The following is a 10,704-nucleotide window of genomic DNA, read 5'->3' as shown; positions in this document are numbered from 1 at the left end:
CTTGGAGAAGCCCGCACTGTAACGGTACTCCGTTCAGTGTCGGGAGTCGTCACGGGATCAACTCCGTTCCGAGTTGGCTCAAACCCCTAACGTCATCCATACTCGCGCCAATTTAACGGAAACTTTGCCTAAACTGGGGTTAAACCTTCACGAAGAACAATTACGCTTAGCAGGATTGGATAAAACAAGCATTGGTCGCCAACTAGACAGCAGTTTGGAGGGAATGGTTGGGGGTTCCATTTTGGAAGGAACCGAAGAACTTCCGGTGAGGGTTCGCACAACTGCTTCTCAACGGGGTAATTTATCTGATATTTCTTCTCTAACCTTACTCCCCGAAGGTAACAATATCACTGAGGATGACCCTTCAATCATCCCTCTGTCGGCGGTGGGAGATATTACTTTAGTTCCCGATGTGGTCAATATTTCTCGTCGTAATGGTAAGCGGGTTAACACCATACAGGGATTTATTCCAGCAGGAACTCTTCCCGATTCGGTGTTATCGGATTTTGAAGCCCGCTTACAGGGGAGGAATTTTACCCTACCACCGGGCTACAGTTGGGATTTTGGCGGAGAACAAGGAGAGCGAGGGAATGCGGTTAGTAACCTAATTTCTACGGTGGGGGTATTGGTGATTATGATGGTGATGAGTTTGGTGCTAACTTTCAGATCTTTTCGTCTAGCCGGTATTATTTTGACGGTGGGGGTTTTATCTATGGGTTTGGGGTTAGGCTCCCTAGCTTTATTCAATTATCCTTTCGGATTTACCGCTATTCTGGGGATTACAGGACTTTTAGGGGTAGTGGTCAACGATTCTATCGTGGTTTTGAGTGCTTTGGTTCGAGATCCCCAAGCTTCAACAGGCGATCGCCGTGCAGCCCGTAACGTGGTTGTGGATGCTACTCGTCACGTTATTGCCACAACTGTTACTACTATTCTTGGATTTACCCCTTTACTGCTCGATCCTAGTGGATTTTGGCCTCCCTTAGCTATCACAATTATCGGGGGTTTAGGAGGAGCTACTCTCATTGCTCTATTCTTTGTTCCCTCGGCCTATTTGTTCGTTAAAGGTTTTAATCTTTCTTGGCTTAGTAAAAGAGGTGCGAGGCATTACAAAATAATGCCTTGAGGTTTTCTTAGTCCTCGATCCATTGTTTCGCCCTTTGCACGGCTTTGGCCCAGGTGAGAAAGTTTTCTTGTACAGCAGGGGCGTTGTTTCCAGGTTCAAAAATGCGATCGATTTTACGATTGACAATCAACTGATCGTAATCATCCCAATAACCAACAGCTAAACCAGCCCCAAAAGCCGCCCCCTGCGCGGTTGCATCTAGTACCACTGGGCGTTCGATGGGAACTCCCAAAGCATCGGCTTGAAACTGCATCAAAAAGTTATTCTGGGAAGCCCCTCCATCTACTTTTAAACGGGCTACAGATAAGTCTGAATCTTTATTGATCGCTTCTACTACTTCTTTTACTTGATAGGCGATCGCTTCTAATACTGCCCTCACCATGTGTTCTCGTTGCACACCTCCGGTAATACCTAGGAATAATCCTCGCGCGCTCATGTCCCAATGGGGCGCACCTAAACCACTTAAAGCCGGCACAAAATAAACTCCATTGGTATCTTTTACTTGATTACAGATGTCTTCAGTTTCTGCCGCGCTGTTAATCAGTTTAATGCCGTCTCGCAGCCATTGGATGGATGCCCCAGTGGTAAAAATTGCTCCTTCTAGGGCGTAATTTGTGGATTTGTCTTTTGTCCAGGCGACGGTGGATAACAACCCATTAGGCGATCGCATGACATCGTGTCCTGCTTGTACGATGAGAAAGGACCCGGTTCCGTAAGTACATTTGAGTAACCCTGGACGACTGCAACCATGAGCAAATAAAGCGGCTTGTTGATCCCCAAAAATAGCGGTAATGGGAATTTCTAACCCGAATAACTCTGCATCTGTATGACCAAATATTCCCATACTGGGTTTAATTTCGGGCATGATATGAGCAGGAATGTTGAATAAATCTAGTAAGGTTTCGTCCCAGTTACCAGTGTCGAGATTCATCAACATCGTCCGAGAGGCGTTGCTATGATCTGTGGCGTGAACTTTTCCCCCTGTCAGGTTCCACAACATCCAGGTATCCACGGTTCCTGCGATGACGTTATCAAAATTGGTGTCTGGTTTATGTTCTTTTACCCAGTTGATCAACCAAGCAAGTTTTGTCGCCGAAAAATAGGGGTCTAAAATCAACCCTGTGCGTTGTTCGATCTCTTTTGCTTTACCTTCTTCTTTTAATTGACGACACATAGGAGCAGTGCGTCTGTCTTGCCAAACGATCGCTTTGTGAAGGGGTTTCCCTGTGGTTTTATCCCACAATAAACAGGTTTCCCGTTGTACGGTTAAACCGATGGCTGCGATTTCCTTTGCTGTGATATTTGTCTTTTGCAGGACTTGTTCTAAGACACTAAGGGTATCTTGACAAATTTCTAGGGCATCGTGTTCAAGCCAACCAGGTTGGGGATAATGTTGAGTTAGTTCTTTGTAGTTTTGACCAACTATTTCCCCTTCACGATTAAAGATAATGGCACGGTTGCCTGTGGTTCCTAAATCAAGAGCTAAGATATATTTTGTCTCATTGTTTGTCATTGGTGAAAACACCCTGAATTCTTCTGTTTTACTGTTTAGTACACATTTTAATCAAATTATTGCCACAGTCATAGAGCAATTTCTAGCAGTTATCAGTTACCAGTTATGACCGTTCACTGTTCACTGTTTATATATTAGTTAATTGTCGTGACTTTCTATAGATCCATTCACTGGCTTATTATTGTGGGTAAATAAATTAGTGATGGGATCTACACGAAATCCTGGGGCTGAGTAATTTTTTGGTAAATAATCGGCAGGAATAGTATTATGATTCCCGTCACGCATTGCACTGTAATGGGGCGACAATATCTCAATATCGGCTTCGTTACATTTGTCTTGAATATTTTGGTGTAGTTCTGAATAAATTATTGCCATTTTTGTTGATTCGTTGGTGTAGGCATTGATTTCATAACTGACGTAAAAGTCGTTTAAGCCTGTTTGTAAAACGAAAGGTAGAGGATTTTCTAAAATATAGTTAGTAGATTGAGCAGCTGCAATCAATACCTCATAGACTTTTCGCCAAGGAACGTCGTAACCAAGGGTGATAGTTGTGTGTAAAATTAAAGGACTCTTTAAGTCTCTTTTTAAAGCACTATAGTTAACTACATTACTATTAATAACGACAGAATTAGGAATAGTAATGACCACATTTTTAACCGTTCTAATTCTCGTTACCAATAGGTCTTTTTCGAGAACATCCCCTACAGCATCCCCAATTTTTACCCGATCCGAAATTTGAAAAGCACGAGTATAAATCAATACTAAACCTGACACTGTATTAGAAACCACTCCGGTGGAACCCAATGTAAATAATAAGGCTGCAAAAGCAGAAACTCCCTTAAAAGCAGGGGAATTAAACCCTGGTAAATAAGGAAAAGCGAATACCGCAGCTAACATAATAGTTAACCAACTAAGTAATCGATAAGTGGGTTGGGCCCATTCAGGATAAAAACCAGAAAATTGTAAGTTTTCTGTTTCTATTTCATAAAAAATAAATTTAAAAAATCGCAATGTATAATAAGTTAAATAGATAATAAGACCCACAACAAATATATTAGGTAAATAACTAATTAAACCTCCCAATACTGTTGTAATAGCCTTGATTAAATACTCAAAGAGAATGTTACCTAACTTCCTTGTTTGTGGGAAAAACCCTAAAACAATGGGTACAAAAATATAAAGAACGATGAAAGTAACAATTACTCGAATCACTTTGACAATCGTTTTACAAGTCTTGGTTAATTTTTCTGCTGACAACAACTCCAAATTTTTGATTCTAATGGACGGAATAAGAGTCCCTTGCCACCCTTCTAGACGAGTATTTACGTAGGGAAAAACAAAATCAAAGATTTTTAAAATTACTAATAAAATCAATAAACTAATTATAGTACAGACAACCCCGATTACCCAATAAAAAGGACGGCGTTCCAGTCGATAAGATTTCAAAGATTTTTTGAGACTCTTTAAATGTTCTTCTGCTAAGTTTTGACGGGAAGTTTCTTCTACTGCTGCATCATCTCCTGTAATAGTAATCAAGGTTTTATTATTAAATGAAATAACTACCACAGACCCTCTATCGTCTATATCAAACTTATCATCGCGAATTTCTACCTCATTATCATTAGCGATAGTATTCAATCTTCGGCTGATAATACTTGCCCTTTCTTCGGCGGATAAAGACCCATTGGCTTCATAAATCGTGAAAAGAGTGTGATGATTAAACACCACCGGGAAACCTGGATTCTCTTCTATGTCTTCTAGGCCATAACTAGATATAAAACTACTCTGAAATAAGACAAATAATAGAGTTACTATTCCTAAAATAATTTTTTGACAAGTTTTGTTTTTATGAAAATTTAAGAAATAACTTTTCATATCTGCTCTACTTTCCTAGGTTTAGTTAGATTTCTCTGTTTGCTATTGCTACCATTGATTACAATTGTGCCTAATCTTTGGGAAACTAGAGTTTTTATTTATATTTATTTCAGAAGTTAGTGCATAATTGTCAAAAAAAAGCAAAATAAGTTATAAAAAATTAATTAATTTTTTTTATTCTTCAGACTATTTTTTATTTTGGTAATTTTAGGGAAATCTAAAGATGTTGTAAAATTAGCCATTGAACCTAGAAAAAACGTTTACAAAGGGAAATGGATCTACATTGATACAAAGTTTTGCTGACTTTTTATGGAACAAATCATCCAAAATTCTCTCATAACACCCTATTTTGCTCTACATATTCCTGACGGTTTTCTGAGTCTTTCCGTTAGCCTATTTTGTTGGGTAATCACCATTGTTTTAATTGCTGTTTCTTTAAAAAAAGTACAAAGAGACTATGAAGAAAGAACAGTCCCTCTGATGGGGGTTTGCGCCGCTTTTATTTTTGCAGCACAGATGATTAATTTTCCCATTCCAGGGGGAACTTCAGGACATTTGGTGGGAGGAACCCTCGCCAGTATTATTCTCGGTCCCTGGGCTGGTACCTTAGTGGTAACGGTGGTGTTTATCGTTCAAGCGGTTTTGTTTCAAGATGGTGGATTAACCGTTTTAGGAGCAAATATCCTAAATATGGGGCTAATAGGAACTTTCGGTGGCTATTATCTCTATAAAGCGATTCGTTTTGCCTTAAGCCGCAGTTCTTGGAGAAGTATGGCCATTGCAACCGTGGTTGCTTCTTGGTGTAGCGTGGTGATCGCAGCGATTACAACAGCTTTACAATTAGCCCTATCGGGTACAGTTCCTTTACTAGTATCTTTGGTCGCTATGGTATCTTGGCACATCCTCATCGGTGTGGGAGAAGCAATAATCACTGTGATTGCTGTTGGGTTTATCTGGCGATCCCGTCGGGATCTTATTTACGATAGTCCTTCATCTATCAAATTAAATCCTCAAGCCAATGTTCAACACAATGTTCATGGTTAAAAATAGTAACTCGTAACAATCGTAAAAATGACGAATCAAATTTCTAATAAACAACGCAATCGCTCATTTGTTTTAACATGGCTAGGTATTGCTTTAATTGTCGCTATTTTTGTCTCTCCTTTTGCCAGTTCCAATCCTGATGGTTTAGATAGAGTTTCTCAGGATTTGCAATTTGAAGATAAAGCCGTAGAAGATGCACCCGCACAAAAATTACCTTTCTACGCCGTTTTTGAAGAATATGCTTTGAGAGGTGTTCCCGAGATTTTAGCCACCCCTTTAGCTGGTTTAGCCGGTACTATGGTAACTTTTGGTCTCGCTTGGGGAACCGGTAAATTATTAGCCCGCCCTTCCACCGATGGAGAAGGATAAGAGGTGAATATGGAATTTAGAATGAAGATACTTTTCTCATTCTAAATTCTTAATTTTTCATTAAATATGTTATTACACATTAATTCTTTTCTCGGTCAACAGAAAAAAAAAGTTGTTACGCCGTGGCATTCTCTCAATGTTCAATCACGGCTTTTATGTGCCTTTATTACTGTTTTTGCTATCTCTTTGACCCCTAATGGACAATGGAAAAGTTGGGGAATTTATGGAGTTGGAGTATTATTTGTCATCCTCATAAGTCGTGTTTCTTGGCTGAGTTTATTATCGAGAGTAGTCATCGAATTTGCTTTTGTTGGGGTGGTATTACTGGGAACTTTATTTCGTCCGGAAGGGGATGTTATTTGGTCTTGGGGAATTCTACAAATTACCACCACTGGGGTAATGGTATTAGGCAGCGTTACTACTAAGGTAATTTTGTCATTATTGATGTTGAATACATTAATTTTGACCACGGATATTCCTGACTTATTTAAAGGATTATTAGCTCTGAAAATGCCTCCCTTATTAGTGGCTATTATGGCTTCTATGTATCGTTATATAGATATTTTGAATCGAGAATTTACTGCGATGAAACGAGCTGCTATTTCTCGAAATTTAATGAGTGATGGGAAAATGGTTCGTCATGTTATAGGAAACTCGATTGGTTCTCTATTTATTCGCAGTTACGAACGAGGAGAGTTAATCTATAAAGCGATGTTATCGAGGGGATATCAAGGAATTCCCATCAACTCTGAAGAAGTATCCTATAAAAACAAAGATATTCTTGCTCTGGTTATTACAATAGTTGTGGTTTGTTTAGGTCAGATAATTTATTTTTAGTTTCATGGAGACACTAAAAAAGTGGCGTTTGATACCTCTTATGGAGGGCGAAGGCAAACTACAAATGGCTATTGATCGTTGGTTGTTTGAACAACAGGAAAAGGGACTGATATCTCCTGTTTTACGGTTTTATACTTGGTCAAAACCGACAATTTCTTTGGGATATTTACAAAAAAAATATCCTCCCTATTGGGATAATTTAATCTGGAGAAAGGAACCCTTAGACTTAGTAGTTCGTCCCACGGGAGGAAGAGCGGTTTTACATCAGGGGGACTTAACTTATATGATAGTTATGCCCTTAGATCATCGGAAAACATTAGCTATTTATCGAGATATTTGCACCTTCTTAATTCAAGGATTGAAAACATTGGGTATATCCTTACAATATGGAACAGCGAAACGGGGATATATTCGTAATTCTAGTTGTTTTAATACAGCAACCGTCGCAGATTTAGTAACCTCCGATGGTAGCAAAGTAATTGGTAGCGCACAAAGACGGGGAAAACGCTCGATTTTACAACACGGTTCTTTGGTTTTGTCAACAGATAAGGAGTTATTTGAAACAGTTTTTAATCAAGTTGCTCCCTGGAATTTAACCTTAAAAGAACAGTTATCTAACGAGTATTGTAGACAAGATATTGTAGATATTTTGACCCAGGCAGCCGAAGAACATTTTAAAATAGAATTTACAACACAAACTCTATCGGATCAAGAATGGAAAGCGATTCTAAATTATCCCATCTAAACGAAAAAGGAGAAACAAAAATGGTAGATGTTTCTTCTAAAAATATTACCCGTCGTCAAGCGATCGCTAGGGGACAAATAAGAATGAAAATCTCAACTTTTGAGGCCATAGAAACAGGAAATACTCCGAAAGGTGACGTTTTAGGAACTGCAAAATTAGCCGGTATTATGGCAGCCAAACAAACAGCAAATTTGATACCCTTGTGTCATCCTTTACCCCTACATAAAATAGAGGTAAATATCACAGGAGATCAAACTATACCAGGGTATATAATAGAAGCAAAGGTTATCACCAAAGCAGAAACCGGGGTAGAAATGGAGGCTTTAACCGCAGTTTCTATGGCTGCTTTGACTCTTTACGATATGGGTAAAGCAATAGAAAAATCTATGATAATTGAAAACATACATCTAGTTAGTAAAACAGGAGGAAAATCAGGAAATTATAGCACCTAAATTTTTTAAACTTCCCTAGTCAAAAGGGGATCTAATTTATTTTGTACATCGAGAGAATATAAATCATCGCATCCCCCTATGTGTTGATTATCGATGAAAATTTGAGGAACGGTTCGTTTTCCAGAGGAACGCTGGGCCATTTTTTCCCTAGCAGCTTCATCGCCGTCAATTTTGTACTCAGTGATCTTGATTCCTTTCCACCATAAAAGTAATTTAGCACGAATACAAAACGGACAAGTTTGCCAGGTGTAGATTTCCACATCCGCTTTCATTTTTTCTGGGTGGCGACCTAATAAAGAATTAAAAATACTGAACATAGTAACCTTTGATGTTTTACCCTTATCATTATATAAATACTCCATAGGTTTGAGCTAATCAACAAAGGAAATGCTAAAAGGGTCATAATAGATGATAGAAAAAAATTCACATCATTTAAAAATTGAGTGGGGAAAAATTGTGGACTGTTGTGGGTTATGGTCATTGAAGGGTAGGGGTTCAGAGTTAGAGCAAAATCCGTCTTCTGAGGTTTCTCTTAACATTCGAGAGGCTAAATTAAAAGACATCAAAGCTTTAACGGAGGTACTTACCCTTAGTTTTCATCCCCCCGGAGGGTGGTTATCCTTTATACAACCTATTTTAAAATTGGGGGTTTATGAAGATTTACGATTGCGTCTTCGGGGAACAACTCCTTACTATTGTTGTTTAGTGGCAGTAGAAATTATTAAAACACCCGACGAAACCAAGAAAAAAGTTATTGGAACCATTGAACTTAGCCTAAAAAGCGGATTCGATAACGGTTATCTCTATATCAGTAATTTGGCTGTTCTCGAGAGTCATCGAAGAAAAGGAATTGCGAAACAATTACTAAGACAATGTGAAGAAATTGCTTCAAAATGGGGATATAGTACCCTTAACCTTCATGTCTTAGAGGATAATTATGCAGCTAAAAAATTATATTTGAGTAATGGTTATCAAATTGGCGAAACCCAAGTCTTTTGGCCTAATTGGCGTTGGTTTCGTTCGCAAAAATTATTTTTAACAAAAAAAATCTGAAAAACCCATGTCTGATCCTATTTTTCAGCAACAAGTTACCTCAACCCAACAACAAACAATTCAGGAGATTATCCAAAATCTACACAATCAACAACTACTGGTTATTAACCCCCGTCGTAAAAATGGCTTAATTCTCTATAAACCTTACCATGCGGAATTTGCAGGACCGGGGGCCGCTATTGGGGCTAATTTTGATTGCGATGTTGTTGATGTGCTGCCTGTGGGTAAGTTGTCTCTGATGGAGGTTAGAACTAGCAAAGAAAGGATCAATAGTTATTTAATTCGGCGACAGTGGGTGAAATTAGCGAAACAAATCACAGATAACACCATTTCTCAACAAAGGGCCCAAGTGATTTTAAATCAGTTTGAGCATTGGTTTGATCTAGAAACAGCTAGTATTTTACCTGATGAAACATTTGCTTTGTTGGTGGGGGTTCTCCCGCAAACCATGAGAAAAGTTCGCACCCAAAACGAACTTTTGTCCCAATAATCTTTTAAAGAAAATTAAGATTCTCTCTCTAAATTCACCATTAACATAGGGTTATATGATACAAAGGATTACTTTTCATGGAACTCCTACCCTCGGAAATTCTGGCAACCAATAAATTTGAGCAATGTGTTCTTAGTCTCGCCCTAATTAATATTTGTAACCAAGATAGTAATGTGGGTCAAGGAATGAGAGAACGTTACAACGCTTGGAAGTCAGAAACCGATGATCCTATCAATAATCCTTGGTTAGATGTTCATCAGTTTACTATTTATGTCCCTCACCCAGACCAAACCTACGAAAATATAACCCTAGAAGATGGTTTAACTTTGGGTTATAACGTCGAGGTAGAACCCGTAGCTGATCACCACAGCATTCCCTACAATATCCCAGAAGGTGGTCATTTTGTTGCGGTTTTAAAGCAAAATGAAGTGAATGGAAAATTTAAGATTGCAGCCACAGGACTATTTATCCAACCCCTAGCGGCTTTGAGTTTGGATGTGGTTACTGATCCGGACGAAGGTAAATATCAATCTATGGTGATTAAACACCCTATTATTCGGGATTATCCTGATAATTTTGTACAACAAATGAATCAGTATATTAACAGAGAAATTCATTTTAAACAACTTCCTAATTTAGTGGGATACGTGGATCAAAGCCAAAACCCAGATTATCGTCAACCTTCTTGGCAGGAAATTTATTTAGAAGGACAAGGATTGAAGTTATTTTGATTTTCGATTAATTAATAATGTCATTATTAGTAACATAAGCTTGGGAAGCTTCAGAGGGTTATTGTGTTTTTAGTCAATTAAAAATATGTACACTCTTACTGAACCCGAATTTTTCCAACAAGCAAAACCTTTTCTGCGACAAGTTTTTCTCAACGATAATCAGTTTACGGGTCCTTTTGCTCCTAATATACTAGGACGAAAAATTATATTTCCTTGTGATGGTTGTCTTGAATCGCCCTTAATTGATGCGATTATTTTCACCGCAGAAAAAATAGGAGATACTGGTTGCTATATCTCTTTGTTACCAACAGAATATCCCTACAAACCTAGTAACAAATCTGGTACTTGTTATATCCCCTTATCAGAATTTATTAGTGTATATTCTGGAATGGAAGAAGAAAATATAGAAAAAAGCTCACATCTTGCACCTGACGAGACAAAGTTCCAAACCATGTTCATAAAACCAGGG

Annotated in this window: 12 protein-coding genes and 1 pseudogene; 10 read left to right on the top strand and 3 right to left on the bottom strand. The window is 38.4% G+C overall.

The genetic code is table 11. From position 1 onward, the window contains the following. Positions 1–61: 61 nt before the first annotated feature. Positions 62–1,126, top strand: a pseudogene (locus P9B04_RS06880) (efflux RND transporter permease subunit); the annotation flags it as partial. Positions 1,127–1,133: 7 nt separating this feature from the next. Here the strand turns inward: P9B04_RS06880 and glpK are convergent. Then, entirely contained in the window at positions 1,134–2,639 is a 1,506-nt protein-coding gene (gene glpK / locus P9B04_RS06875) for a glycerol kinase GlpK (RefSeq protein WP_342054255.1), read from the bottom strand. 138 nt (positions 2,640–2,777) lie between these two features. After that, positions 2,778–4,514, bottom strand: a complete 1,737-nt coding sequence (locus P9B04_RS06870) for a mechanosensitive ion channel family protein (protein WP_342054254.1) — start codon at positions 4,512–4,514, stop codon at positions 2,778–2,780. A gap of 309 nt (positions 4,515–4,823) precedes the next feature. Between P9B04_RS06870 and cbiM the strand changes: the two genes are divergently transcribed. The 5 genes from cbiM to moaC all read left to right on the top strand — a co-directional run bounded on the left by cbiM (position 4,824) and on the right by moaC (position 7,961). Beyond that, positions 4,824–5,558, top strand: a complete 735-nt coding sequence (gene cbiM, locus P9B04_RS06865) for a cobalt transporter CbiM (protein WP_342054253.1) — start codon at positions 4,824–4,826, stop codon at positions 5,556–5,558. Between the two features lie 27 nt (positions 5,559–5,585). Beyond that, positions 5,586–5,927, top strand: coding sequence for a PDGLE domain-containing protein (locus P9B04_RS06860; protein ID WP_342054252.1), 342 nt, complete (start codon positions 5,586–5,588; stop codon positions 5,925–5,927). A 66-nt stretch (positions 5,928–5,993) separates the two neighbouring features. Further along, positions 5,994–6,764 carry a cobalt ECF transporter T component CbiQ gene (gene cbiQ, locus P9B04_RS06855; protein WP_342054251.1) on the top strand — a complete coding sequence of 257 codons (771 nt, stop codon included), beginning with the start codon at positions 5,994–5,996 and terminating at the stop codon, positions 6,762–6,764. 4 nt (positions 6,765–6,768) lie between these two features. After that, a complete protein-coding gene (locus tag P9B04_RS06850) occupies positions 6,769–7,509 on the top strand; it encodes a lipoate--protein ligase family protein (protein ID WP_446717976.1) in 741 nt (246 codons plus the stop codon). Then, positions 7,479–7,961 (top strand): cyclic pyranopterin monophosphate synthase MoaC, encoded by a 483-nt coding sequence (gene moaC, locus P9B04_RS06845; protein WP_342054249.1) that lies wholly within the window; start codon positions 7,479–7,481, stop codon positions 7,959–7,961. Before P9B04_RS06850 ends, moaC begins: the two co-directional genes overlap by 31 nt. 5 nt (positions 7,962–7,966) lie before the next feature. Here the strand turns inward: moaC and grxC are convergent, their stop codons facing one another. Then, positions 7,967–8,278 carry a glutaredoxin 3 gene (gene grxC / locus P9B04_RS06840; RefSeq protein WP_342054248.1) on the bottom strand — a complete coding sequence of 104 codons (312 nt, stop codon included), beginning with the start codon at positions 8,276–8,278 and terminating at the stop codon, positions 7,967–7,969. A 91-nt stretch (positions 8,279–8,369) separates the two neighbouring features. Here grxC and P9B04_RS06835 point away from each other — a divergent pair, with 91 nt between their 5' ends. The 4 genes from P9B04_RS06835 to P9B04_RS06820 form a co-directional block, all read left to right on the top strand. Beyond that, positions 8,370–9,014, top strand: coding sequence for a GNAT family N-acetyltransferase (locus tag P9B04_RS06835; RefSeq protein ID WP_342054247.1), 645 nt, complete (start codon positions 8,370–8,372; stop codon positions 9,012–9,014). A 7-nt stretch (positions 9,015–9,021) separates the two neighbouring features. Continuing rightward, entirely contained in the window at positions 9,022–9,504 is a 483-nt protein-coding gene (locus P9B04_RS06830; protein WP_342054246.1) for a hypothetical protein, read from the top strand. Positions 9,505–9,581: 77 nt separating this feature from the next. Then, complete coding sequence (locus P9B04_RS06825; RefSeq protein WP_342054245.1) at positions 9,582–10,235, top strand: hypothetical protein; 654 nt, start codon at positions 9,582–9,584, stop codon at positions 10,233–10,235. Between the two features lie 85 nt (positions 10,236–10,320). Then, positions 10,321–10,704, top strand: a 384-nt coding sequence (locus P9B04_RS06820) for a hypothetical protein (protein ID WP_342054244.1), incomplete at its 3' end; no start/stop codon positions are given.

The organism is Crocosphaera sp. Alani8, assembly GCF_038442745.1.
Lineage (GTDB): Bacteria > Cyanobacteriota > Cyanobacteriia > Cyanobacteriales > Microcystaceae > Crocosphaera.
Note: the sequence above shows the minus strand (reverse complement) of the source record. Positions and strands in the feature narration are given on the sequence as shown.